A 25,343-nucleotide genomic window follows, 5' to 3' on the forward strand; every position below is an offset into this window, starting at 1 on the left:
ACTGAAGCGGAAAAGTCGTAAACTGAGGGGAAGATCTCTCTCGGAACATCGTTCCTCACGCGGGAGACCGTCGGGATTGATCCGTGCGTATGGAAGACTCAGCCGTCGTCCCTGTCTTGCCCAGAATTAGCTGCCGGAGCGGAAGGAGAAGATCGTTGTGAGCCATCCGAAATCGATTATCTGCAAGAATTGCGGGGCTGAGTTGAAACGCCCGCCCGGTCTTGAGCCGAACATGCGGCTGCAATGCGGAGCGTGTGGTCGGCAGATGCTCGTAAAGATGCCCAAAGCTGCCCGGGTCGTTGCGGCGCAGCCGGTTGCGCAGTCGTCTTCAATCGGAACGACGAGTCTTATTGTGGGAGCGCTTTTGCTGCTGATGGCCGGTGGACTGTTCGGCTATGCGGTCACGGTCTTAAACGATCGAGAGGACTCGCCTGCTGAAGACGTTGCCGATGCGGCGGAAACAGCGAACGAGAAAGCAAAAGCCGAAGCGGAAACGGCACAGGCAGACTCCTCTGCTCCAGTTGACTCCCCTGCCCCGGCGACGAATTCGGCCACCGCTGCTGAAAAGCCGGCGACCAAAGCCGATGCTGTCGATCGACTGGCCAAGGTTTCGACTGATGACGTTGCTTCTGCGCAGGCGAGTAAGTCTCATCGATTCCTTAGTTCAACCGGACGTGTGGTTGCTAACGGGATCGTCTCAAGTTTCGATGGCGAGACAGTCGTGGTTCAGGCGACGGACGGCCAGAAGATTACGGTTCGTATCGACGAATTGCGGCAGGAGGATCAGAAGTTTGTTCTCGATCAGCCGCGAGCCGATCGGAACGACTTCCCGGGTTCCCCTGCTCCGTCGGGAACCGCAACGTCCCCTCAAGCCGTGGCGAGTGCGGACAGTCCTCCGGTTTCGCCGGGCGCGATGCCGGTTCCGCCAGAAGAAGCTCCGACTGTGCCCGTGAATGCTCCACCCGGATTTCCCGCAGTGCGCGATTGGATGGGGCCGGACGATGAACCACTGATTCGCGGAGAGATTGGTGGCGTGAAGCCGGGTAATCGAGTGGTGATCGGATTGATCGCTCGGGACTGGAACGTTGTCGAACCGGTTGATGGTCGGCAGATCGCTCCCTTCCGGGGGAAGTTCTGGGTCTTCTACGAAGAAGCTCCCGCCAGTCCGCAGCAGCCTGGCGTCGTTATGGTTCGTGTCGGCGAAGCCAGCATCCCGGGACACGATCTCTCCTGGATCGATATCCCTCGGAATGCATTCTGTGAAGAGGATCAGCTCTATCTCGATGCGATCGAATCGATGCGCGGATATGCTCAGGTCTCCAACAATCGCCTGCTCTATTTTCAAGTTCCACTCAATCAGCTTTCGCAGTTTGATCAGGACTACGTTTTGTCAGTCATCAATGAGGACTCTACTTCTCCGCGTGCTGGCGGACCTGTTCCTGAATCCGTTCCCCCCGCAAGCGATTTGCAAGGCCGCCCCGGACCACCGCCAAACGGGCCGCCCCCATCGGATGGTCCACCGCAGTCCGGGGGACCGCCGGGTGGGCTGCCGCCGCAGGGAGACCTATCCCCACCAGGTTCTCTTCCCCCGGGAAACCAGAATCCGACAAACGTTCCCCAGTAGGCGATATGGTCAATGAATCGTCCTGGGACACCGCTTTCAGATTCTGATAGCCTTTTCGGCTGCTGGCCTGTACGATCAAGACTCCTACCTTCGCAAGTGAATTGCAGCTGGGGAGAGTCTCCGATGAACCGCGCACGACGATATTTCCAGTTCAGCCCCAGCCTTGTTCTGGGAGTGCTGACCAGTACGCTTCTCTATTCTTTTCTCATCGCCGGTGCTTACGGCGATGAGCCGCCAGCTGAGCGCGGAGCTCTTGTTCCACAACCGGAGATGCCGGGAGGGCCGCCTCGATTCGTGCTCGATAAACGAGGACCGTCGGGACTGACGCACGGCTTCGCGTTCTCGCCCGATGGCAACGTTCTTTATACCGCCGGCGTCGATAAATCGGTCGAAGCCTGGTCGTTGAAGCGAGATCCTGTTCAAGACGACGACGAACCAGGCCGGCTGCGGTTGTTCCAGATTCGTTCGATTCCCTGGGAGATCTCTCGCGGGCATCGCGGAGCAATCTATGCTCTGGATGGATCGGCCGAGCACATTGCGATTGGCGGATACAGTGCCCGCCAGGGCGGTGATGTCATTCTCATCGACAGACGGCTGGGCGAAGTGGAACAGTCTCTCCCTCCCGAGCGTGTCGCCGATGCTTCGAATGGTCATCGTCAGCGGCTCATCGGCATGTCGTTCTCACCCGACGGCAGCGCTTTACTGAGTGTCAGCGAAGATGGCGAGATTCGGCTCTGGGAAGCCCCACGCTGGGACTCGACAATTGTCCGTGATGCCGTCCCGAATTTTCGCAGTCGTCTCGCTCCTGTGCGATTTATCACCGATGACTATTTCGTGATCGGCGATGAGGACGTTTTTGAGATCCGGGCCAGAGACACCCCCGCACAAGTGAAGTTTGACCTGAAGGAGTCGCGTCCGGCAGACGTGGCTGCGATCTCCAACCCGTCCACGGAAGGCCTCTGGTGCGTTGCCTTCGCTGATGGCGATGTTGAGCTCTTTCAGGGGGCGGAGGAAGTCTACTCTCTTGGAGTCGTTCGTGATGACTGGATCGCGTCCGACCTGAGTCTTTCGAGTGACGGCCAGTGGCTGGCGATCGCGAATCTGAGCGAGGGCCCTGCCCTGGAACTCTGGGATGTCGGCCGCGAGGAGCCACGAAGAGTGGGGCAGTTCGATGGCAGCGAGCAGGCCGATATCCCTCGTTGTCGACTCTCTCCAGACGGGCGGTTTCTGGTGTCCCAACACGGTCTCCCCGGCATTTTTCACCTGTTCGATCTGGAGGCGGCCCGGGAAGCCGGGGCGGACGATCTGCTCGAGAACGAGTTATACCGGGTGGATGTCGACAAGCGGGATCAGCTGTTTACGGACATTGTCTTTTCGCAGATGCGAGAATTCGATATCGACCGGAAGAACTATTCGATTTTGCTCTCCAATGATGACGGTCGCTTACTTCAGTTGGCGCTCACGCCGTTTGGGAAACTGAGTCCTGGCGATCCCGAAGAACGGGATCTCGCCGAAACGGAGGCCACAAAAGACAGCGGCGGTTGGGAATACACGATTCAGGATGCCGAGGACGCGACCGGCGTTTCGACAATCGATTTGGTGAATCGCCGGCGGAGCCTGAAGACGCGAATTGTTCTCGATCGTCGTGACCAGGGACTGGTTGAGGATTATTGCTGGATCCCTGCCCCACCCGAGGCCGAGTCGAATGAACCAGTCGCCATCGCTCTGGGATGTCGCGAAAGCCACGGCGTGTATGTTTATCGGTTGCCGCAACGCCCTAATGAAGATGCGACGATTGTCCGCTACTTCCGGGACCATCAGGACGATGTCCTTGCGGTTGCCTGCTCGAAGGATGGCCGCCTGCTCGCTTCGTCCAGTCGGGATCAGACATTGAAGTTCTGGTCTCTGGCCAACATCGGTTCGGGGCAGCCCGAGCAGGATCTCGTTTGGGGGGGAGAGTTCGAACTCGTCGGTAATCGGCTGCAGGTGGGTGAAGTTACAGATGGAGGGATCGCTGCTGGCCGGGATCTGCAAGCCGGCGATGAGATTACGATGCTGAGTTCGGCATCGGTCGGTCGGGAAGAGGTGGAAGCCCGCAGAATGATTTCTCTGCTCCGACGTCACGAGCCCTGGGAAGATTTGTACGTGCGCTGGCAGCGCGGACAGGAAGTGCTTGAACGCCGCATTACGCCGGCCTGGGAACCGATCGCGACCCTGTTCGTCGACCAGAATCTGCACTGGGTGTCCTACACGCCGGAGGGCTTCTTCAAGTCCTCTCCGTTCGAGGGAGATGAACTGATTCACTTCCTCGTGAATCGGGGTCCGGGGCGTCCGCCGAAGATCGTGAAGGCGGCTCAGCTGCGAATGAATTTCGATAAAAGCGAGGGCGAGTTCTTCGACGAACTCCTGCGGGAGCGAAGCACGAATGGCGCATTCGATGTCATTGGCGAACCTCGCGTCGAGAATGGAAGCAGTCAGTTACTCGACGAGATCGCCCGGCTTCCTGAAGTTCGCCTTCGTCAGCCCTATCTCGGCGAACAGATCGATTTCGATGAGCCTCTCCGGGTGGTCGCCGACATCTACGAACCTGGACGAGGGGGCTATGAGATCAACGAGTGGAGAGCCGATCTGGATGGAGTTCCGGTGGTCGAGCCCGATCAGTCCGTGCGGACTGCTTATGGACGGCGAATCATCTGGAATAATCTTCCGCCAGAAGACTGCAGTCAGATTTCGCGTTTTCGGCTCAAAGGGTTGATTCGTGATGAGACGGGGGCGATTGATAACCGGGTCCATGCGACCGGGAACGTCGTGTTCGCTCCCGATGTGGAACACAATCCGAAGTATCGGATTCATCTTGTGCTGCTGGCATGTCAGGAGTACGACGCCGATGGCTATTACCCGCCGCTGCGATTTCCAATCACGGACGCCACCAGCATCGAACAGTTGTTCCGTCAGCCCTCGCCGCATTACGAACTTGGGATCGTTACCCGGTTGTTCAACAAGTCGGCGACGAGCAGAAGCGTCCAGAAGGTGATTGACGAACTTAGATCGGAGATCCGTCGGAACCGTTCAAGGGACAACAGTGCCCGCGATCTCATTTTCGTCTTCCTGGGCGGTCATGGTGACAAGAACGGAGAACACTTTGTGTTCGTTACCGAGAACGTGACTAACCGGACACAGGAACTGGTCGAACTGGGAATTCACTGGCGGGATTTCGAAAAGTTCGGGGATTTGCAGGCACCGGTGATCTTCCTGCTTGATACCTGCCACAGCCATCGAACGATCACACGGTCGAGCGTGAGGGAGTTTGCGAACGATGCTTCGATGAAGGAGTACTTCGTTCTCTCGGCGACAAGTGACGAGCAGGAACTGGCCAACGAACAGCAGGCGCTGGGGCACGGGTTTCTGACGTACTTCATTCTTGAAGCCGCCCGAAAGTCGGATGGATTTGATCCGAACCGGGACCTCCACAAAGGGGATGTCGAGTGGCCGGAAATGATTCCTTACATCATGGATGGTCTCCCAAAATTCTCCGCGAACGAGCAGATCCCCAACTTCGCCAGCAGCCGTACGCTTGAGAACCAGCGGTTCGCGTTTCCGCTGTTCCGTCCAGACGCCCTGGATTCCGAAACGGCTGGGAGCCGGGAGAACTGAGTTCAGCCTGTTGTCCGTAGGGCTGCCTGATTACCGGGGGAGCCTGGTCCCCTTCTGATCGACGAGAACGTCGTAGCGAATAGCGATGGAAGCCAGCAGCGTTTCGAGGTCGTAGTAGAGCTCGACGTCCGTCTTATTGTCGTCGGCAATTTCGCCCTCCTTCATCGCCGCGTTCTGTTTGCCATCATCTCCTCTCTTCGTGATCAGATATTCTGGCTGTCGCGCGGGATCCTCCCAGGCGGGATAGACCAGAACCGAGATGACGCCGATATTGCTCAGATTTCTGTTCGTTTTCGCAGCCGAGCTGCTTTCCACATCGGCGATCAGAAATTCACTGACCTTTCTGTTGGTCCTGTACCAGCCTTTGATGTCGAGATGTTTTCCTGGACGAACGGCATAGAGTTGAGGTTCACGCTTTGAGAATTCGAAGGTCGAAAAACCATCGACGGCTACGTCAATCACGACAATTTCTTTCGAGCGATTGTGGATGCGAATCCCGATTACGTCGCCGAAGTCGAAATTCACGAAAGGCTTCCCTCGATGCAGGTACGCCTCCTTCTCGATAAAACTGCCACGTTGCTTCAACAGCAGTTGAACGGAGAACCTGCTGTCCTTCTCGGGAAAGACACCGTGTTTCGGATCGATTTTTACACCGCTTTCGATACCCTCGTTGGTGTTCTGCTCGTCAAAAGATTCGACGAGTTCAGCATCGATTGCGGCCCTGGTCGACCCCCGGCCCAATTCTTCGGTGTTGTCCGTATTCGTTCCGGTGGCCTTGATGACGTCGGCGCGTGAGTCGACCACCACACTCAACGAACTCGACGTCGTTTCCTCTCCCAGAGCATTCCGGACCTGAAATTCATCGACCGGAATCGGCTGCCCGTTTGGACCGGGCCGACGGAGCGTCGCGACGATGTTGTATTTCAGAACGTTATCTCGAAACGGAGTGCATTCTCCACGGAGGGAGAAGCCGGTTTCAACCTTGGTATCAATGTTTCGTTCCGCAAGCATCTCGCGGATGGTCTGTTGAATGCGAGGGCCGGCAGCCACGCCTTCGAATGCCATCACCTGAAGAGAGTCGACTCCCATTCGGTTCAAGGCCACAGCGACCTCGGCTGCGATTTGCTGGCACGCTTCTCTGGTCGTTGTTAATTCTTTCTCTGTACCTTGAGCGGTCTGGTCTGTGTAAAAGATCGCTGAGATCAAGAGAAATGTCGTGAATGGTAACGTCGAAAGTCGCGGGAACCGGCTACCCGCAGCGGCTCGAAAAGTCGACATCGGTGGTCCCTTTCAGATGGGACGAGTGACAAGCGGGGCGTTTAAAAAGGCTTCCCGCATAACTACGGGAAGCCTTCAGAGTGAGCGATCAAAAATGTCGATGCTATTTTACCGGCAATTCGGCATCTTTGTGATCTACGATCACGTCGTAACGAATCGCAACCGAAGCCAGCAGCGAATTCTTGTCGAAGTAGAGGGCTCGTTCCTTCTTGTTATCATCGGCGAGGTCCCCTTTGTCGACCCCGGCATTCTGACCGCCGCCCTTCTTGGTCAGCAGGTAGTCCGGTTCGTTACCGGGGCTGTCCCAGGCGGGGTAGAAGAGCACGCTGACAACACCCACGCTATTACGATCCCGTTTCAGCTTGGCGGCCTGACTGTTTTCGACATCCGAGACCAGGAACTCATAGACTTCCCGGTTGGTTTTGTGCCAGCCGACAATATCGAGGTGTCGTCCTGGCGAGATGGAGAATAGCTGCAGTTGACGAAAGGCCGGGATCTCCGAAAACTCGAACACGGAGATGCCGTCGATGGAGGCATCGACAACCACGATATCCTTGGAGTTGTTGTAGATCCGGATGCCCATTACGTCGCCAAAGTCGAAATCGACGAATGGCTTACCTTTATGCTCGTAGGCCTCCTTCTCCAGGAGCTTCCCCTGCTTCTTCACCAGGAGCTTGACGGAGTAAAAGCTGTCGCGTGACGGCGACACGCCATATTTGCTGTCGATATGGACGTCCGTTGATTTCGCTCCGCCCGAGTTCTGCTCTTCGTAGGAATCAACGATCTTCTTGTCGATCTTCGATTCCGTGTCACCCCGGGCGCCGCCGGACTTGAGTTCCCGGGTATTGTCGACGTTGGTCCCGGTCGCTTTGACGACATCGGACCGGGCGTCGACCGTAACGTTAATCGAGCTCGATTTCTCATCGCCCTTGGCGTTGCCAATGTAGAACTCATCGACCGGATTAAAGTTCTGATCCAGCAACGTCGCGGTGATGTTGTACTTCAGTGAGTCATCAGCGAAGGCCCGGCACAAGCCTCTGAGGGCGTAGCCCGTGTCGTCTTTTGTGTCGATGGCATGCTTCTCGGAAATCACCTGACGGATCGTCGTTTGAATCTGTGGTCCGGCGGCGATGCCATCGAAAGCCATCACATTCAGAGAGCTGATTTTGCGATTCTCGAGTGCCTTGGCGACCTGGCCGGCGATCTCTTCACAGGCTTCCTTAGTTGTTCGCTGCGCCTGAGAAGCCTGGGGGATCACAACGAGAACGGCTGCTGCAAGAGCGAACTGCCAGGGCAGATGCCAGATTTTTTGAATACTCGATGAGAACATGACTTAGCCCTTTTCTTTTGGAATTGATCTCTGAAAGTTTGATGTGTTCCGTATGGAATTACTCGGACGTCAGTCCTCCGCTGCGGCGGATCGGGACGCCGATTCCGAGTTCGCGGATGACTTCATGGAAGACTGACTGTCCATCCACGAGCGTATCGAACATGGCTCGCTTGTAGACCAGGTCCGCGGGACGGTCTTTAAACTCGTCGCGAAGCAGGCCCAGTCCCAGATCGATCATATCCGGATCGTTCAGGCGAAGTTCGTCCGTCGATTTCAATCCCAGTTCGCAGGCCATTTCCGTAGCCGTCATATTCTGATCATACTCGCGGGCGACCAGCGAAATCGGTTCAGGGAACTTCTCGATCGGCGTGTCCTTGTCTTCCTCGATCTGCAGGAAAGGACCGATCGTCCGTTTCAACAGCACGAGATGTTCGGCCTGGTCGCGACGGAGATGCTTCTGAATCTCGTCGACGTCGTAAACGGTTTCGATCATCTCGACCACCTCTGGGTCCCGCACGCCATGGGTAAAGCTGACGACATCGTCGAACGGCTTCATCCCGTGTTTGTGACAGGTAATGCAGGACAGGCCATTGATGATCTCGGTGGTTCCCGAGACTCGGGAGTTATCGGCGACGATGTTCGTCGGTCCTTTGTCGATGCGGTTCCCTTCTCCGTCGGTCAACATGTATCCCTGCAGGCCGTTGGGCAGTCGAAACACGATCTCTCCTCCATCGTGCTTGAAGGCGAAGCGGTTCAGGGTTTCATCATTATGCTCGGGGCCGAGTGGGAATCGAGAGATGTTCCCCCGCCCTGCTTCGACAGAGAAATCGTAGCTGATCCAATAGGATCCGAAGTTCGAACTGTGTCGATCGAGAATTCGATTCTGGCTGGAAATACCACTCACGAGGACACCGCCCCGGACGAAATCTCCGTCCTCCAGATCATCTTCTCGGTCGACGCCGAGTCGTCGTTCCAGTTCGGTGACGGTGTCGGGAATGTCCAAGAACATGTGATAGATTTCTGGACGGGTGGCTCGAGCGATGAACCAGTCGGCACGAATCGTCGGGAAGCGATCGAAATTCGCTCCCAGATTCTGTTCGAGCAGGCGGAAGAGTTCGAGTTCATCGTCCTGGCGGGAGTCCGGTGAGAAACCGTACGGGTAGTTGTCGAGCATGGTCGACCACTTTTCGATGGTCCAGCCGTAGTCGTCCAGATCGATACGGAAAACGGTTCCGTATTCGTCGATGGCTTCCGGAACCTCAATCTGATCGGACAGGCTCAAACTGTTGAGAGCTTTCGACAGGGCGGCTCGGTAAAGCCGAAGGTTATAGTCGGTGACATTCGGGTTATTGTGGAGATTGACCAGTGACAGATATTTGCGATTCGGTTTATCGCGCCGGTCGAGCCGACGGGTATCGTCGTCAATCCATTCGAGCACTTGGATTCGGGAAATAAATTCCCGCTGACTCCCGGATTGCGGCAGCGGGGCTCCGCCTTCGATCCACTTTTTGATCGTGGCTTTCTCGGCTTCGCTCAATGGCACCGGCGTGACATAGTCATCAGGAGAGACCGGCATGTTGTCGTCCTGAACGACCTCCCAGATTTTGGAACTGGAGAGATCTCCCCTGGCGACAAACGGCTTGCCAGTTCGATTGGCGAAGAGGACTTCGCCGTCCAGAATTCGCAGGCCGGAATAAGTCTCTTCACCGCCGTGGCAGACATAGCATTTGGCCTTGAAGACCGCGAAGGCTTCTTTGGCGAGATCCTCGTCATCATCGGCCATGACAGGAGAAGCTGCCAGGCAGGCCAGTCCCAGCAGAACGAGCCGGTAATATGGTTTTCGCGTAAATCCGCTCATTATTTCCGTCCTCGTCAAGGTGAATCACCGTCCATCGAAGTCTTATGCTTCAATTTAACAGACCTTTGGGGTGGAACCCAATTGTCAATATGCATTTTCTTGAGGAACGGGAGACTTCCCGAATTCTTCCGTTCATTTCCGGGAGTTTGTGGACATTTCATTGAAATGGATTTCTCCCTCTATCGCCGCCGGGCAGAACGACATTTAAAAAGCCCTGTCTCCCGTTCAGTAAAAGATTGATTATTCCGTTCGCACACGATACACATGAGAAAGCGGGTTCCAGATTCGATCGGGGACGGCCGCGTTCGCGAATCGGAGAATTCTCCGGAATTTTGCGAAACTCACTGGAAGATGCCTCCGCGAGAGCCGTTCTGATGGTGTCCTCGGCACCGACCTGGTGTAGAAGCCTCTCAATAACTCAGTCGAAACAGGTAAAGGATCAGAATCATGACACGTGCAACGAAACATCTTGTGTTGGCTCTTGGAATCGCCGTTGTGGCGGCAGCCGGGGCCTCTGTGAACGAAGCCAGTGCCTTCGACGGCTACCGTCAGTACTACGGCGGCTGGTCCTACAAGCCGCAACAGCGTTACTACGTCCGCTCGTACTACTACAAGCCGCAGCCGACCTACACCGGCTACCGCTACCACTACTGCATCCACTATCCGAGCCGTCCGCGATACGTGTACTACTACAACCCGTATCAGCGCAAGTACTGGGGTCGCTTCGATCTGGAAGGCAAAGAAGGCGCTCATTACTCCCTGCTGAAGGACGATGATCGCAAGGAAAACCTGGAAGACATTCCTGAAGACGCCTTCCCGGAACCGAGCAAGATGCCACAGATTCCTGAAGCCGAAGACGACATCTCGATCGAGCCTCTCCCCAACGACATCCCGAAGGGCGAAGAGAAGTAATCGCGAATCAAACTTTGATTCTCGCAAAGGCCATCGACTCGGTTCGATGGCCTTTTTGCATGCGCCCTGTGCAGTTCGACGAATCGGGGAGGAAAGCCCTACTGCCGGAAAAGGGTAAGACAGCGTCCGATCACCGCGTCGTCCGCCCGGCGACGCATGGGGCGGTCGTGAAGCATCGCCATGAAACGGCCTGGTACGACTTCGTCATCCGATAATGGCAAAGACTGCGGACATTCCGGGAGCGGCTGCGCGCAGGAGCAGTGACGATCGCAGATGTCGAATGCCCGAGCCTGACTCTCTCAAACGCAACATGGCCACGCGAAGTCGCGTGGCCATGGCACCTGGTTTCGTTCAGTCGAGGACAGACTGAGCTCTGGAAAAGAGCTCGGCGGGTGACTTTTATTAATAGTAGAAGTTGTATTGCATGATCAGTTCGTGATCGAACAGATTGACTCCCTTGGTCTGCTGAACGAGCGGCACGGCAACGGCCAGCGTCAGCGTTCCGCCATCAGCAAAATCGGCCTGGAAACCACTCGTGATGTTCAGCGAACGGAGGCGGCGATTGTTGTTGCTGCTGGAGAAGAAGCGATCGGTTTTGAGATCAACATCCTGGCCTGTGTAGTTCTGACCCTCCAATTCCAGATCGTAGGATCCGGAAATGAATCGCGGGTCGTTGAGCAGTTCTTCTGATCCAGCGGTATCAGGGTCAATCAGGGCCGTCGTGCCGTGGAATTCGAGCAGACCAGCCAGCCCTTTAAAGTGACACCCTTCAACCCGCTCGGTCCGCATTCCGTTCATGTAGTACGCTTGCGATCCCACCAGATCCGGCTTGCGGAAGAACCAGTACATCATCTGGTAGTCGATCTTGAGCGTGTCCTGCTGCTTGATCTTCGCCGTCGTGCCATCCGGCTGACTCAGCGTGTTCTCACTGACAACGAAGTCACCCTGAAAGTAAAGCTGAGTGAACAGCTTGCGATTCAACTGCTGGGAGAATGCCAGAAACGGTGTCAGAAGGACGGCTTCGTTGCGAACGGTGATGTCGTTACCAGGGAGGCTGATCAGTCGACCGGTCGGGCCGCCGGCAACGATGTAGTCGCTCGGGGCGAAAATGAAGTTTGGCGGTGTCGCTCCGAGGTTCGCGAGAGCGGTTGCATCGCCGACGTTGTTCTGGTCGGGAATCAGGACGTTTGAGTCGCGAATCCGGAAGTCGGGTCCGGTCGGAATTGTCAGACCGAAACCGCCGGAGACGGTGAAGGTTCCCGTATAGTCCTGCATGAGCAGTGTCTTGAGCAACAGCGACATGTTGCCCATCTCGATGTTGTATCCGTTCAGGCTCTGCAGGTTGCCTTCGCGAGCATCGAGATCCTGGTTCGGAGCGGAAAGAACCGGCAAGCGGATTTCGAAAGACGCTCGTTCATTGGCGAAGGTCTTTTCGAAACCGAGATAGAAGATGTCGAGGTTGGCCGAATCGAATCCGTCAGCGACCAGCGAATCGGAGTCGAGAAAGGCATTGGGATCGAAGACATCGAAGCCGAAGATCAAAGAGAGTTCCTGAGCCAGAGCTGACTCGTCCCCCATCACGAAGTCGAGAATTTCGTTGTACTCATCCCGGCTGATGCTGTCGATCAGAATCGAGTCCGCCACGCCGCCCGCCGGTTCGATTGTCCCGAAGAAGAGTCGATCGTTGCCAATCACCCCGGCCTGGGCACCGAACGCGTTGCGATAGTGATGGTAGTTGAGGTAAACGCGATCCTGCGGAACGGGGTTGGTGTTCTGACTGAAGTCGAGTCGGACGATCCCCTGCTGCGGCAGCGTGACGTCATTAAAACCGTTCGTGTAGAAGAACGGCGACTCGCGGTAGTCCCCGATCATGTTGGGACGAGCTGTCGACTGAGCCGAAGGTCCCTGAGCGGTCTGCAGGTTCGAATTGTTATTATTGGTATTGTTGTTGTTCTGGCCGTTGAACTGACTGTTCTGGTCCTGCAGATCGTTGATGTTCGCAGTCCCTGTTTCGTCATCATCGTCGTCTTCGTCGCGATCGTCGGTGGTCGAACGCTGATCGTCGCTTCGCGGTGTTTGCGATTGTGGCGACCGGGGCTGCGTCTGCGGACTCGACTGCAGATTTGGCGAGGATCGGTAGAGATAGCCCGGCGTGTTCGCATCCGGCCAGTATTCCGGCGCATACGGTCCGGGTGGAAATGGTGCCGGCGGTGCCATGCCGGGCTGACCGTAGCCGGGATCGTAGAACATCGGGTATCCGCCCCCCGGAGCAGTGGGCGTAGGATAGCCCGGTGGGGGCGGCGTCATGGAAGGCCCGTATTGACCCCGAGCGGAATCGCAGACGAGCGCGAGCAAGAGGATCGCTATGATACGCACGTTGACACTCATGAACTGACTCTCCCGCCCCGTCTCACTGCTGAATCACTCGGTGACCAGCGGTGTTCCCTGCCCTGGTTGTCCGCTATTCCGTGCTTCCAGATTCTCTCCGGACGCGAAGTTACCGTCTGTAACTCCGTCAATCGTTATTTCGGCAAGTTCCGGCACAATCTCTATGGCAATCATCCTGATCTCAATGCGTATAACCGACGCGGTCGTCAGGAATGGCAGGGTCTGCCTATCTTGCCTGGATTGGCAGCCGATCGGGCAGGCTAATCGACTCTGGAAATCTACCTAGAAACCGGGGGAAGAAATCGCCCGCGTGTTCGTTTCTCCCGTGGGGCCGAATGTTGCGGAGTGGCCAATCTCTCGCAACCTCGGGCAGATTCTTAAGTTGAGCTTTGATGATGTCACAAGTCTTTTCGAAATCCGATGCGGGCCGGCTCTGGGCACGGGAGTTGAAAAATCGCCGAAAACCTACAAAAATAGGCGTTATGAACATTCGTGCCTTGGATCAGATTTCCGACGACGACATCGTGGTCGCGATCGCGAAGGGAGACTCCACCAGTGAGTCGGAACTCGTGCGACGCTACCAGCGGCCATTAATGGCCTATTGCTGTGCACGAAGTGATGCATCTCGAGGGCTCGACCTGGCGCAACAGGTCTGGCTGAAGATTCTGCCCAAGCTCCGTGAGGGGAAATACAACGGACAGCACGTCATGGCCCTGCTCTGCCAGACAGCGCGAAACCTGGCGGTCGATCTACATCGACGGCGAGGCGAGAACGCGTCCAGCCTGGACAGTCAGCCGATGGAAACGAGCTGCCACCGTGGTTCCAATCCCCTCAGCCATCTGGTTGCAGCGGAGGAAATGCGGGCTCTGTCGGATTGTAAGAAGCGCCTTCTCGATAAGGAGGTCGCGGTGCTCGATGGGGATGAAGAAGCCCCGGAGCTTGAATCCGTCAGCAAGCCGCGGATTTATAAGTTGCGGCACTTTGCAATTCGCAAGTTGCGGGACTGTGTTCGCAGAAAACTCGATCGAGGTGCCTCATGACCATTCAGATTCTGAACATTCCGGATACGCGGCAGGAGCTCGCGACCTGGCTGGATCGCCAACTGGTCGATCTGCATCTCGCTCAACTCGTGGCCGAACTCGATTATGTGGCCGAAGATCTCAATCCGCCCGATTTCGATGTCGATTCGCTCGATGAGATACTAAGCGGTCGACGTGATGCCGTGCTCGAATCGGGTTTGCGAGTCCTCGATTACGAACAATGCGCCGCCCTGCTGACCTGCCCGGCCCTGCTGCTCGAATTGCAGGAACTCGTGCTCATCCATGGAGGACGTTACTGGCAACGTCTGCTGGAGTCGGACGCACCCGCCCCACAGCAGGTTGAGAAAGCGAGCCGGAAATCCGAACCGAAGTCGGCCCCCGTTCTCCTCGAGCCGGTCAAATCCGCATCCTCTTCGCGGAACTATGCCAGCTGGATTGTCGCCGTGGCGACGCTGGTCATCGTGGTCTCGGCAGGTGTCTGGTATCGAGCACCAGATTTGCCGCCGGTGAATCAGGTCGTCGAAGAGGATCCGCCGAAGCAGACTGCGGAAGCCGACTCGACGATGATCGCCTCAACCTGGGGATTTGATAATCCCGCCGGTTTTGATGATTCACAGACGCCGTCGCAGTATCTGAATCAGCTGGCTGAAATGGCGTCGGCGTGGTTCAACAAGCGACCGGAATCGGCTGAGGATTTGAAGGTGCGACTGGCTCAGTTCCGTCACGGCTGCGAGACTCTGCTCGAAGCTCCGCATGTCGCATTGGCTCCTGAAGATCGCGAATGGCTGCGGGAACGCTGCCGGACGTGGGCGGAGAAAATCGAGACGCATCATGCCGCTGTCGAATCTGATAACGTGCTCGCCGTGCGTGAGGAAGCCGATGAGACGATCAATCGACTGATCAACGCCCTGCGAATGAAAGCGACGGAAGTCGCCTGATCGTTCGCGAATGCAAAACGGGCTGGGACAGTCTTTCGACTGGTCCAGCCCGTTCTCGTTTCCGCGGGAATTTATTTGCCCTTCAGGCGTTTGGCGAGCTTGGCAATCTCCGCCCCACAGGCGACTCGCGCGTCGTCAAAGCCTTTTGCCGTCGGATTCGGCGATTTCACGTAGTCCAGAACAATCTGCTCGGCCCGCATAATTTCGGCACAAACTTCAGGGACTTCGCTCGCGATCTCGAGGGGAATCGTCGAGACGCCATTGCAGTCGGCGTGAATCAGCTCATCGGGACGAACCGTGATCCCGCCCACGGTGACCGGGATGTTGAGATCGATAATGTGGCAGTAGCCGTGAGCCGCCTGAGCTCCCGAGGTGAAGACCGGAAATTCGAGATCTTCGACCTGCTCCAGATCGCGGCCGGTGCCAGAGGTGATCAGCCCGGCTGCTCCGAACGCTTTGTAGGTGGTACACATCACTTCGCCAAACGTCGCGGCAGCGGTGGGACTGTCCAGATCCTGGAAGACAATAACCGAAGGAAGTTCCGCCTTCTCCAGAAGTTCCACTTGAGCCGAGAGACTTGAATAGGCACTGCCGGAAGCGGGTGCGAATGCCGAACGGAAGGTTGAGGTCAACGCCAGTCCCACCATGGGCGGCATGCCCGGAAAACAGGCCTGAATGGTTTCATTCATGTATCCGGCGGTTCGGGGACGCATATCCCAGAGTTCGACGGCATTGCAGACTGTGGGACTGTCGTATTGCTTCAGGCGTTGCAGCAGACTGGCATCGAGCATGGCGGCTTTTCCGGGCAAAGGTGTCGGTGAAATTTAGCGGTGCCACTATCATAAGGAATGGCATGCCGGTTTGCGTAACGACCGCCCCGGGAATTTTTACCGTCGCCTGATTGGACCGGCCTCGGTTTACCGGAGTCGCATAGCGGATTAGGCTACAGAGAATGAATTCCCCGGATTGACGCATTTCTGCACTGACGACGAGATCCAAGCTATGACAAGCAGCCGCGATGAAATCCTCGCAGCTTTGAAGAAGAACAAGCCCGACGCGGCTCCCCTGCCCGACCTGAATAAGGACTGGATTCAGTACGAAGATCGCGTGAAACATTTCTCCGCGGTTTTGGAAACCGTGGGTGGGAAAGCGTTCGAAGTTGCTGGTCCGGAGGACGCTCAGCAGGAGTTGCAGAAGCTGATTGACGAAATCAGCGCTCGCAAGATCTACTCCCAGGTGCCCGATCTGCAGGCTTCGAACTTCGATGTTTCAGCGATCAAGGGGCCACACGAGTTCGAAGATGTCGATCTGGCTCTCTTCCACGGACAAATCGGAGTCGCCGAGAATGCGGCGGTCTGGCTGGATGAAGCGGCCCTGCGTGACCGGGTCGTGCTGTTCATCGCCCAACACGTTCTGCTGACGGTCCGCCGCGACGACATCGTCAACAATATGCACGAAGCCTACGACCGGTTGACGTGGGATGTTCGCCAGTTTGGAGTGTTTGTCTCTGGTCCGTCGAAGACGGCCGATATCGAACAGTCACTCGTTATCGGTGCTCATGGAGCCCGCTCGATGACGGTCTTCATTACCGAGTGAGCGTGAGGCTTCCGGTTCAGTGCGTGCTGATCGCCTGAGCGAGTGGACGCACAATGTTGTCGAGCACGTTGTCCTGGAGAATCCCGTCGCTTTCCTGCTGCAACTCGGCGAGGACCTGCTCGTAGGACGTTTCCGGCGGAAGGCTGCCGTACTGGCGGACCGTGAAATAAACGCTGATCGGCTCCTCGGGGTAGTCCTGCCGTCGAACATGATAGGCACTCGTTCGAGTCTCGATGGCGAGCCGTGCCTGACGGCGGCACGATTCATCCAGAGCAATCGTGATCGATGGTTCGAAGCTCAGCGTCTCTGCCCCGGCAATGTCTTTCAGCGATGAACAGACAAGACCGCCGCCAAACACTTCAGCGACCAATGCGTTGTGATTTCCCTGGTAATTGAAATCAAAGCCAACGAGATAATCGAGCGCCTCGCAATCCAGCGGGCTCACGGACAACATGTACGGAATCAGCTGCAGAACCAACTGATGCTGTTCCATTGCGGCCTGCGGAGTCAGCGGGTTCATGCAACCGCTACAAATTCGACGAGGTTCGATCGAGATCCAGCGGTGCTGTTCCTGATCCTTGTCCTCTTCGAGCACGAAATCGCCATTGTCCCGCGTATAGAAATTCCGCATGGAAGGATAAGCCTTCTGAATGCGTTCGAAGAAATGGAGAACTGTTTCCCGCTCCGTCGGCAGCGACATTTCCGTGTTGAGGTTCATGTTGATGAAGAAGTCATCACAGAGATTTCCGTACATCGACGTCATGAAGCCATTCCTTGCTGCCGTTAGGAGTTGTCAGAAGTTGCGAACGCATCAGGAGGAAAAGCCGCGGCGGTCTCTTCCGTGTGAAATCGCCGCCCGTTCAACCTAAAATGATATCGGGCCGGTACAGGCCGGTCAAAGACCTTCTCCAGCAACACTTCGCTCTCTTCCGGAACTGATGCGATGAGTGATCAGGAACTCTATCTCTCCGCCTTTCCGACAACATTCGGATGGTGCGGGATCATCGGCCGGGATCGCTGCCTGCGCCGAGTCTTGATCGGCGGGCGTGATCGCGATGAGATCCTGCTCAAAGCCTCAGATACGACAACGTCGAGCGAGGACTGGTTCGCCGAATGCCGCGAGTCGATTCAGCGGTACGCCGCTGGCGAGTTCGTCGATTTCTCCGGATTCGAGATCGATCTGACCCCGTTCACGCCGTTTCAGACGCAGGTGCTGAAACGAGTTCGGCAGGTGGCCTACGGTCGCACGGCCAGCTATGGTCAAATTGCGACACGGTGTGGCCGCCCCGGTGCGGCTCGAGCCGTCGGCGGCGCTATGTCCCGCAATCCCATCCCGCTCATTATCCCCTGCCATCGCGTCATCGGATCCAGCGGTCGACTGACCGGTTTCAGTGCTCCCCGGGGCCTCGACCTGAAACAGCAGCTGCTTGACCTGGAGCAGCGGACACTGTTCTCCGGTCATTGAACCGGCTGCCTCAGATGCGGTCTTTCTGAGGCTCGAAATCCGCATGACGACTGTTGCCAAAACGCAACGTGTTGACTTGGGGCATCATTGCTTTCGCGTCCGTTTCCGTCCGGCAACGCGGGTTAATTCGGCTGCTCACCATTTTCCGATTCGGCAAAGTTTCTCAGGGAAATCCGTCACTCAGCAGAAGTTCGTAGTCTAATTTTTTCAGTGTGATGAGGTTGATTCCGTTCCCACTCTTCCCTGCGATGTTATGACTCGATTCTTCCGAAAACCTGTTGAAAAGAACACCCGACGCGGTGCGGCGACTGTTGAGTTCGCCGTGACGATTCCGGTGTTCGCTCTGTTTCTGGTCGCGCTGATCGAGTTCGGACATGCCTACATGGTGCAGACGACTCTTCGGGCGGCCGCAAAGAAAGCCGCTCGTATGGGAGTCGCGAACGGAGTGACAACGGACGAAGTCTCAAGCGAAGCCATGAAGATCGTCTCCTCTGCCGTGAGAACGGACAATCTCACCGTGCTCATTAAAGACGCGAACATCTTCGATACGTCGGATGCTCCCACTGAGAATCTCAATATCACGAACCTGCCAGATATTGCGCTGCAGGATGCTGAGACCCGGCACCTGTTTATCGTACGGCTCGAACTCCCTTACGACGAAGTGGCGCTGTTTCCCCCGTTCTGGGTCAACAATCTGACCTTGCACAGTCAATCGGTGATGCGTCACGAGTAATCCCATCTTCGTCCCGTTCTTCGGGCCATGTGAGTCGGTCATGCAGGTCATTTCCAAGCGAAAATCTGTTCGAAATCCCGGTGAAAACCGACGGGGAGCGGCGTTAGTCGAGTTCGCAATCGTTGCGCCACTCTTTCTTACGCTCATCCTGGGCACCGTAGAGATCGGCAACGCCCTTGAGGCCTCCTCTCAGATCAACGCCGCACTTCGGGAAGCGGGGCGTCTGGCGGGGATGGACTGGGTCGACATCGTCGCGGACGGCGAAACGCCGAATGAGAAAGTGATTCGCGACATTCGCAACTTCCTGAAGGCCGGCGGCTATCCCGGCGATGACATGGCCATCACGATCACATCGGCCGAAGACAACGACTACGGCTCCACGTTCGATCTGGCCGATCCCGACAACGAAATGCGGCTCTTCCAGATCGCAGCCACGATCCCCTTTGAAACCATCTCCGCGTTCCCTCACGGATTCATGAACGGTCACAATATATCGGGACGAATTGTGATGCGGGCGGGCCGCATTTCGTTAATGGACTGAATTTCAACTCTGAGACAACAATCCATCCTTTCTGAGGTTCGGCCATGAAGATCCCCCAGTTCGTTTCCCCGGTCCCCATCACGTCCCCGCTCCCTGATCTGATCAGGGATCGTCGGGGCGCATTTATGGTCGTCGCGGCCGTCTGCCTGGTCGGAGCGATTGGCTTCGTTGCGCTGAGCGTCGATCTCGGTGTGATTGCCTTGACCAAAACCAATCTGCAGAAAGCAGCTGACGCTGCCGCACTTGCAGCGGCTCAGGAGATCATCGCCAGTATCGATGATGCCGGCGAAGAGACCGAACAGGTGGGCGGTGGATCTGCTGCCTCCGATATCAATTCGGTTTCGATTGCGGCAGCCAAGGCGATGGCGGAGAAAGTGGCCTCACTCAACGGTGTCTACATCGATCCGGATAAAGACGTGTCGTTTGGCCGTCGTTTCTTTAACGAGGACACGCAGAAGTTTGAAGTGGCCTGGGGAGAAGCCCCCTACACCGACGGAGCAACCTACAACGTTGTCGGTGTTTCATGTCGTCGCGATAACCCGGACGTCAATCAGCCGGACGGTATGCTGCAGTTGTTCTTCGCCCCGGTTGGAGGAACCGAGACGGCGTCTGTCTCCGCGTCAGCGGTTGCTTTCGTGGAAGCCCGCGACATCGTCACGATCCTCGACTACTCGGGGAGCATGAACTACGACAGCCAGCTTCGCTCTCTCGATTCCTTCGGCCGCGACGCTCTCGAGTCGAATATGGAAGCGATCTACGATGCTCTGCAACCAGTTGATCTGGGCGACATGGTTTTCGAGCCCGCCTGGCTGGTGGTTGAAGGGCCGGATCCGACGACCTCCAACGAAGCCAAGATCTTCGTGACCTTCAAGCATGACGAGGTGGAGATCGTCTCTGATAAAGAGATCCAGAAGGTTCAGTTGATTTTCGAGGACGACGGGGAACAGACGTTCGAGGACTGTTCCGGAATGACCGGTACCTGGCGCGGCACGGGCTGGAACTACGGCGAACCGATTTATGCGGTGTGGGTGTTTGCCGGGCAGTCCGAAGTCACAGTCGAAGGACAACCCGCTGAAGGGAATAAGATTCCGCATATCGATGTGACCTTCATGGAGAATTCGGTGTACGTCGAATCGACGAAAGATCTCTCCAACGTCGTGCTGGAGTTCACTGATGGTGTTCATCAGAAGTTCGACGGGTTGAGTGGTCACACCGGGACCTTTGCTGGAACAGGATCGAACGAGGGCAAAGCCATTGTCAACGTCTGGGTGAAATCGGGGCGCAATCACAGCGGCGATGGTCCCGGTTACGGAGAACTCTTCGAGAACCCGGGCGGCTCGACCCCGCCCCAGTACTTCGCGGATACCAATACGAACGTGAAGATCTGTTTCGGACTCGACAGCACCAGCTATCCGTATCAGTCAGGTAATTGGGATTCCTTTATCAATTACGTCCGCACCAATTCCGAGGTCAGAGATGCCGGCTATCGGAAGAAATACGGCGGGCTGACGTTCGTCGATTATCTTCTGTCTCAGAAACCGCGATCCAGTCAGACCGCCGATCTGTGGAAGACGCCGCACTATCCGTTTCATGCGATGAAGAACGGAATGTCGCTGTTCCTCGATTTTCTGGACGATCTGGAGTTCGGGGACCATGTGGGACTCGTGACCTACGATTCGACCGCACGAGCCGAGACGAGCGTCACGGACGAGAACGGTACGACACTCGTCGATCTGCAAGACGAGATCTCTGACGACTACGCCGGCATCGATGTGATCCAGCGGCGGAAGCAGGCCGGGCACTACAACGTCTACACGGGATTGGGATACGGCATTGAGGAAGGGACCGCTCTGTTGAAAAATCACTCGCGACCAGGCTCCCGGCCGACGCTGCTGGTGATGACAGACGGACAGGCCAACCGCAGCCCGTCTGGCTGGTCGCTCCCGAATGACTGGGACTGGGACTCGCTCACCGATTACGACGGAGACGGGACCGCCGATTACAAGACTTATGACCGCCATAAGCAGTACGCGTTCTACCAGGTGAAGGTCGCGATCGACAACGACTATACCGTGCACACGATGAGTGTCGGAAAAGGAGCCGACCGCGATCTGATGAAAGCCATGGCATTTGCCGGGAACGGACAGTGGATCAACGTGCCGGGCGGAGCCACGATCACCGAGGTCGAAAGCCAGATGCTGGAGGCCTTCGCAAAGATTGCCGCCAACGTGCCTCCCGCCAAGCTGCTCCGGTCGGACCCCTAAACCGATTTCGCATCCGACCAGCGATCCACGACTGCAATTGTCGCGGATCGCTTTGTTTGAGACCCGAAACGACGGCCGCCCCTGATAGACGAGCTTCGAAGCGATCGTTACATTGAACGTAACGAATCGACCCCAAGAGTCTGTCAGGATTTTTCATGAAGTACGCACTCGTCATTCCGGATGGTGCAGCCGACGAACCTCAGGAATCACTGGACGGCCAGACGCCGCTCCAGGCTGCTGTCACGCCTCACATGGACGCTGTCGTGAAGTCCGGCATCGTCGGTCGTTCCGACAATGTGCCCGAATCAATGCCCTCCGGCAGTGACGTCGGCACGATGTCTCTGTTCGGCTACGATCCCTTGAAATATCACACCGGCCGAGCACCTCTTGAGGCGGCTGCTCAGGGAATTGAACTGGGCTCCAACGACTGGGCGATTCGTTGCAATCTGGTCACGATTATTGACCAGATCATGACCAGTTTCACCGCCGGGCAAATTCCAAGCGATCTTGGAGCTCACCTGGTTGATCTCATGCGGCAACTGGTCGAACAGGATCCCCGCTGGGATTTCCGGGCGGGCGTCAGCTACCGGAATCTCCTGCTCTATCGGAGCCCCGACGGAACCGCTCCGTTTGATGCCGAGACAATGACTTATCCTCCGCACGATCTGACGGATGGTTCAATCGTCGATTTTCTGCCCGCCGGTCCGGGCAGCGATCTGCTTCGATCATTGATGGATCTGAGCAAAGACGCCTTCCTCAAAGATGAGTGGAACCAGCGGCGTGCGGGCGAAGGCGAATACCCGGCGACGCAGGTCTGGCTATGGGGTCAGGGCAGCCGCCCTGCTCTGGTTCCGTTCCGCGAACGATACGGCGTTGCAGGAGCCGTTATCACAGCTGTCGATCTGCTTCGCGGAATCGGCCGGCTGATTGGGTGGGATGTGATCGAAGTCGAAGGAGCAACCGGATATCTCGACACTGATTACGCCGCCAAGGGGCGAGCCGCAATCGAAACACTCAAGGGGGGAGCCGACTTCGTCGTTGTCCATGTCGAAGCGACCGACGAAGCCTCGCATGAAGGCGACTGCCACGCCAAGCTGGAAGCCCTGTATGAGATCGACGACAAGATTGTCGCTCCGTTGCACGAATACCTGCGGTCGCAGGGAGACTATCGACTGCTGATCTCGCCCGACCACCCGACCTTCCTGCGAACCAAGACACACAGCCACGGCTATGTGCCGTTCGCAATCACCGGTCAGGGAATCACGCCGGATGACAATACGACCTATGACGAAGTCGCCGCGGAGTACGGAGAAACCTTCAAAGAAGGTCATCTGCTGATGGATCGTTTCCTGCATCAGTAAATCTTCGGCGTGAGGTGAAATCGTCGTGCCGTCTCCGCAACAGTCTTTGTTCCTGCAACGGTCGGTTTATCTACTGTTGTTGATCGCCTTTGCGTTGCGCATGGCGATGATTCTTTTGCGGTTCGACGAACTCCAGCAGGATCGCGACCTGTATCTGGGGCTGGCGGAGAAGATCTGGCAGGGAGCCGGATTTCTCAACCCGTTCACAGACGAGCCGACCGCGTTTCGTCCGCCGATGTACGTCTTTCTGGTCGCTCTGTTTCGCGGCATCGCGGGCGACTGGGGCCTTGCCCTTCTCCACGGAGCGGCCGGCATGGTAACGGTCTGGGCGACCTGCCGCTGCGGATTTGAGATGTCACTCCGCTGGGGAGCCATCGCTGCCGGGACGATTGTCGCTCTCGATCCCCTGTTGATTCGTTACAGCTCTCTGGCGATGACAGAAGTCGTCTTCACGGCATTGCTCAGTTTGACAATGCTCTGCTGGTTCTACAGTCGCCGAAGCTTTGGGCTCACTGTATTGACCGGACTCAGTTTTGGTGTCTCAGCACTCTGCCGCCCGACGATCTGGCCGATGCTGCTGGTGATTCCTGTTCTAGCGGCGCTCGGTCGACTGCTCTGGAAGGCGGGACGCCAGGAAGATCTGGAGTTCGCCAGCTGGAAGTTTCTGCTGGGGCATCTGTTCGTAGTCGGACTGACCGCTTTTCTGGTCGTACTCCCCTGGGGGCTCCGCAATCAGCTGGTGCTCGGACAGTTCAAGATGACGACCACTCACGGCGGGTACACCCTCCTGCTCGGAAACAACAGCACCTTCTACGAGGCTGTCGTGCAGAAGCCGCTCGGGACGACCTGGGGCGATTACCCGGTTGAAGATCCTCGCAGCCAGACGCAGTGGTACGGGCGGCTCACTCAAGAATTGAACGATCAGGGGCTGACAGGCGAATTCGAGCGGGACAAGGCTCAATACGATCTGGCTTTTCAGGAGATCTCGGAAAACCCCGGCGTGTTTCTGCAGTCCTGTCTGCTTCGGCAATTGCGGCTCTGGTCTCCCGTTCCTCAAGGGGAAGAAGCGAACGCTCTGCCGGGAGTCGTCTTCTTCGGGCTATGGATGTTCTATGGCACCCTCTACGTTCTGGCCATCGCCGGGATTACGATCTCTTTACGATTGAAACGCGAGCCATGGCCCCTGATCTGGCTTCTCGCAATGATCATCACGCTCGCTGTGGTGCACACGTTTTACTGGTCGAACGCCCGGATGAGGGCTCCGTTGATTCCCGCTCTGGCACTTCTCGCGGGAGTCACTGTTGATCTGGTTGTTTGTCGCCTGAATCGCCGTGCGAAGGCGAAGTCCACTCCCGTCTGATGTAAGAACTCCCGATTCGAAAGGTCGCTCATGAGATCATTCCTTTGGATTCTCTGCTTCGTGTTCTGCTCTCCCGCCCTGCTCCACGCCCAGGAAGTGATCAAACTCTGGCCGGACAATCCGCCCGGGGAACCTCTCGAAGTCGGACCGGAAGAGGATATTACCAAGCCCAACGATCGACTGATCGCCGGCAAACGGATTATCAAACTGGCCAACGTGGCCGAACCAGAAGTGCATGTCTATCTCCCGCCTCAAGAGAAACGGAACGGGACGTCCGTCGTCATCTGTCCGGGCGGCGGCTTTAGTATTCTGGCCTGGGATCTGGAAGGAACTGAAGCTGCGGAATGGCTCAACAACCTTGGGGTAACTGCGGTTGTGCTGAAATATCGGGTTCCGACACGAAATCGCGACGTCAAATGGGAAGCGGCTGCCCAGGACGCTCAACGTGCGATCAGCCTGGTTCGCTCTCGGTCGGAAGAATGGATGCTGAATCCCGATCGAGTCGGCGTTCTCGGCTTCTCAGCGGGCGGGCATACGGCCGCTCGTGCGGCTCTTGCTGGTGAAAAACGCTACTACGAAACGCAGGACGATATCGACAAATGGGATTGTCGTCCCAACATGGCCATGCTGATTTACCCGGCCTATCTGGATGAAGGCGACGGAGCGACACTGGCCGACGGTTTGGTCGTGAATGCTTCGAGCCCGCAGATGTTCATAGTCCATGCGTTCGACGATCGCATTTCGGTCACCGGAAGTCTTGCGCTGGCTCTCGAACTGAAGCAGGCCGGCGTCGCCTTCGACCTGCATGTTTACGACACCGGCGGGCACGGCTACGGACTGCGTCCAGTTCCCGATCAACCGGTGACAAGCTGGCCGAATCGCTGTGCTGACTGGATGAAGCGAAACGGCTGGCTGAAAGCGGAAGTCGAAACGAACTCAAAAGCGAAGCAGTCGGAGCAATAACCGGCAGACTTGCGAGCCTTGAATCTGAAGTTCAGACG

General features: G+C 56.8%; 19 protein-coding genes. 13 read left to right on the plus strand and 6 right to left on the minus strand.

The features are described 5' to 3' along the window. Positions 1-157 precede the first annotated feature (157 nt). Together L1A08_RS09555 and L1A08_RS09560 are read left to right on the plus strand one after the other, a co-directional pair. The gene (locus L1A08_RS09555; RefSeq protein WP_238756112.1) at positions 158-1,624 is read left to right on the plus strand and encodes a hypothetical protein; all 1,467 of its coding nucleotides are present in this window, start codon (positions 158-160) and stop codon (positions 1,622-1,624) included. Positions 1,625-1,747: 123 nt separating this feature from the next. Further along, entirely contained in the window at positions 1,748-5,278 is a 3,531-nt protein-coding gene (locus tag L1A08_RS09560; RefSeq protein WP_238756113.1) for a caspase family protein, read from the plus strand. A 30-nt stretch (positions 5,279-5,308) separates the two neighbouring features. Here the strand turns inward: L1A08_RS09560 and L1A08_RS09565 are convergent, their stop codons facing one another. The 3 genes from L1A08_RS09565 to L1A08_RS09575 form a co-directional block, all read right to left on the minus strand. Beyond that, positions 5,309-6,556, minus strand: a complete 1,248-nt coding sequence (locus L1A08_RS09565) for a hypothetical protein (RefSeq protein ID WP_238756114.1) — start codon at positions 6,554-6,556, stop codon at positions 5,309-5,311. A gap of 103 nt (positions 6,557-6,659) precedes the next feature. Beyond that, on the minus strand, positions 6,660-7,886 hold the full coding sequence (locus L1A08_RS09570) for a hypothetical protein (protein WP_238756115.1): 1,227 nt from the start codon (positions 7,884-7,886) through the stop codon (positions 6,660-6,662). Positions 7,887-7,944: 58 nt separating this feature from the next. Continuing rightward, positions 7,945-9,744 (minus strand): c-type cytochrome domain-containing protein, encoded by a 1,800-nt coding sequence (locus L1A08_RS09575; protein ID WP_238756116.1) that lies wholly within the window; start codon positions 9,742-9,744, stop codon positions 7,945-7,947. Positions 9,745-10,191: 447 nt separating this feature from the next. Between L1A08_RS09575 and L1A08_RS09580 the strand changes: the two genes are divergently transcribed. Continuing rightward, on the plus strand, positions 10,192-10,656 hold the full coding sequence (locus L1A08_RS09580) for a hypothetical protein (protein WP_238756117.1): 465 nt from the start codon (positions 10,192-10,194) through the stop codon (positions 10,654-10,656). Between the two features lie 402 nt (positions 10,657-11,058). Here L1A08_RS09580 and L1A08_RS09585 read toward each other — a convergent pair whose 3' ends face one another. Further along, on the minus strand, positions 11,059-13,044 hold the full coding sequence (locus L1A08_RS09585; protein WP_238756118.1) for a hypothetical protein: 1,986 nt from the start codon (positions 13,042-13,044) through the stop codon (positions 11,059-11,061). 482 nt (positions 13,045-13,526) lie between these two features. Between L1A08_RS09585 and L1A08_RS09590 the strand changes: the two genes are divergently transcribed. Continuing rightward, positions 13,527-14,084, plus strand: a complete 558-nt coding sequence (locus tag L1A08_RS09590; protein WP_238756119.1) for an RNA polymerase sigma factor — start codon at positions 13,527-13,529, stop codon at positions 14,082-14,084. Then, positions 14,081-15,022 carry a hypothetical protein gene (locus tag L1A08_RS09595; protein ID WP_238756120.1) on the plus strand — a complete coding sequence of 314 codons (942 nt, stop codon included), beginning with the start codon at positions 14,081-14,083 and terminating at the stop codon, positions 15,020-15,022. The genes L1A08_RS09590 and L1A08_RS09595 overlap by 4 nt, the downstream gene beginning before the upstream one ends. Before the next feature lie 71 nt (positions 15,023-15,093). On the opposite strand, the gene L1A08_RS09600 is transcribed toward L1A08_RS09595, so the two are convergent. After that, positions 15,094-15,813, minus strand: a complete 720-nt coding sequence (locus L1A08_RS09600) for an RraA family protein (RefSeq protein WP_238756121.1) — start codon at positions 15,811-15,813, stop codon at positions 15,094-15,096. 211 nt (positions 15,814-16,024) lie between these two features. On the opposite strand from L1A08_RS09600, the gene L1A08_RS09605 reads away from it, so the two are divergent. Beyond that, on the plus strand, positions 16,025-16,618 hold the full coding sequence (locus tag L1A08_RS09605) for a LutC/YkgG family protein (protein WP_238756122.1): 594 nt from the start codon (positions 16,025-16,027) through the stop codon (positions 16,616-16,618). A gap of 16 nt (positions 16,619-16,634) precedes the next feature. Here the strand turns inward: L1A08_RS09605 and L1A08_RS09610 are convergent, their stop codons facing one another. Further along, the gene (locus L1A08_RS09610; protein ID WP_238756123.1) at positions 16,635-17,381 is read right to left on the minus strand and encodes a hypothetical protein; all 747 of its coding nucleotides are present in this window, start codon (positions 17,379-17,381) and stop codon (positions 16,635-16,637) included. A gap of 180 nt (positions 17,382-17,561) precedes the next feature. Between L1A08_RS09610 and L1A08_RS09615 the strand changes: the two genes are divergently transcribed. The 7 genes from L1A08_RS09615 (at position 17,562) to L1A08_RS09645 (ending at position 25,305) form a co-directional block, all read left to right on the plus strand. Next, positions 17,562-18,083 (plus strand): methylated-DNA--[protein]-cysteine S-methyltransferase, encoded by a 522-nt coding sequence (locus L1A08_RS09615; RefSeq protein ID WP_238756124.1) that lies wholly within the window; start codon positions 17,562-17,564, stop codon positions 18,081-18,083. 253 nt (positions 18,084-18,336) lie between these two features. Then, a complete protein-coding gene (locus tag L1A08_RS09620) occupies positions 18,337-18,816 on the plus strand; it encodes a TadE/TadG family type IV pilus assembly protein (protein WP_238756125.1) in 480 nt (159 codons plus the stop codon). A gap of 40 nt (positions 18,817-18,856) precedes the next feature. Next, on the plus strand, positions 18,857-19,357 hold the full coding sequence (locus L1A08_RS09625; protein WP_238756126.1) for a TadE/TadG family type IV pilus assembly protein: 501 nt from the start codon (positions 18,857-18,859) through the stop codon (positions 19,355-19,357). 44 nt (positions 19,358-19,401) lie between these two features. Further along, entirely contained in the window at positions 19,402-21,621 is a 2,220-nt protein-coding gene (locus L1A08_RS09630; RefSeq protein ID WP_238756127.1) for a pilus assembly protein TadG-related protein, read from the plus strand. Between the two features lie 155 nt (positions 21,622-21,776). Then, the gene (locus L1A08_RS09635) at positions 21,777-22,982 is read left to right on the plus strand and encodes a cofactor-independent phosphoglycerate mutase (protein WP_238756128.1); all 1,206 of its coding nucleotides are present in this window, start codon (positions 21,777-21,779) and stop codon (positions 22,980-22,982) included. Positions 22,983-23,007: 25 nt separating this feature from the next. Then, positions 23,008-24,342, plus strand: a complete 1,335-nt coding sequence (locus L1A08_RS09640) for an ArnT family glycosyltransferase (protein WP_238756129.1) — start codon at positions 23,008-23,010, stop codon at positions 24,340-24,342. A 30-nt stretch (positions 24,343-24,372) separates the two neighbouring features. Continuing rightward, positions 24,373-25,305 (plus strand): alpha/beta hydrolase, encoded by a 933-nt coding sequence (locus L1A08_RS09645; RefSeq protein ID WP_238756130.1) that lies wholly within the window; start codon positions 24,373-24,375, stop codon positions 25,303-25,305. Positions 25,306-25,343: the final 38 nt, after the last annotated feature.

This window comes from Rubinisphaera margarita, assembly GCF_022267515.1.
Lineage (GTDB): Bacteria > Planctomycetota > Planctomycetia > Planctomycetales > Planctomycetaceae > Rubinisphaera > Rubinisphaera margarita.

Excerpts from the sequence above, each read along its gene's own strand:
- L1A08_RS09620 (WP_238756125.1), top strand. The coding sequence starts at position 18,337 with ATGACTCGATTCTTCCGAAAACCTGTTGAAAAGAACACCCGACGCGGT.
- L1A08_RS09585 (WP_238756118.1), bottom strand. The coding sequence starts at position 13,044 with ATGAGTGTCAACGTGCGTATCATAGCGATCCTCTTGCTCGCGCTCGTC.
- L1A08_RS09560 (WP_238756113.1), top strand. The coding sequence starts at position 1,748 with ATGAACCGCGCACGACGATATTTCCAGTTCAGCCCCAGCCTTGTTCTG.
- L1A08_RS09600 (WP_238756121.1), bottom strand. The coding sequence starts at position 15,813 with ATGCTCGATGCCAGTCTGCTGCAACGCCTGAAGCAATACGACAGTCCC.
- L1A08_RS09580 (WP_238756117.1), top strand. The coding sequence starts at position 10,192 with ATGACACGTGCAACGAAACATCTTGTGTTGGCTCTTGGAATCGCCGTT.
- L1A08_RS09565 (WP_238756114.1), bottom strand. The coding sequence starts at position 6,556 with ATGTCGACTTTTCGAGCCGCTGCGGGTAGCCGGTTCCCGCGACTTTCG.
- L1A08_RS09595 (WP_238756120.1), top strand. The coding sequence starts at position 14,081 with ATGACCATTCAGATTCTGAACATTCCGGATACGCGGCAGGAGCTCGCG.
- L1A08_RS09610 (WP_238756123.1), bottom strand. The coding sequence starts at position 17,381 with ATGACGTCGATGTACGGAAATCTCTGTGATGACTTCTTCATCAACATG.
- L1A08_RS09625 (WP_238756126.1), top strand. The coding sequence starts at position 18,857 with ATGCAGGTCATTTCCAAGCGAAAATCTGTTCGAAATCCCGGTGAAAAC.
- L1A08_RS09570 (WP_238756115.1), bottom strand. The coding sequence starts at position 7,886 with ATGTTCTCATCGAGTATTCAAAAAATCTGGCATCTGCCCTGGCAGTTC.
- L1A08_RS09635 (WP_238756128.1), top strand. The coding sequence starts at position 21,777 with ATGAAGTACGCACTCGTCATTCCGGATGGTGCAGCCGACGAACCTCAG.
- L1A08_RS09575 (WP_238756116.1), bottom strand. The coding sequence starts at position 9,744 with ATGAGCGGATTTACGCGAAAACCATATTACCGGCTCGTTCTGCTGGGA.
- L1A08_RS09590 (WP_238756119.1), top strand. The coding sequence starts at position 13,527 with ATGAACATTCGTGCCTTGGATCAGATTTCCGACGACGACATCGTGGTC.
- L1A08_RS09630 (WP_238756127.1), top strand. The coding sequence starts at position 19,402 with ATGAAGATCCCCCAGTTCGTTTCCCCGGTCCCCATCACGTCCCCGCTC.
- L1A08_RS09645 (WP_238756130.1), top strand. The coding sequence starts at position 24,373 with ATGAGATCATTCCTTTGGATTCTCTGCTTCGTGTTCTGCTCTCCCGCC.
- L1A08_RS09615 (WP_238756124.1), top strand. The coding sequence starts at position 17,562 with ATGAGTGATCAGGAACTCTATCTCTCCGCCTTTCCGACAACATTCGGA.
- L1A08_RS09605 (WP_238756122.1), top strand. The coding sequence starts at position 16,025 with ATGACAAGCAGCCGCGATGAAATCCTCGCAGCTTTGAAGAAGAACAAG.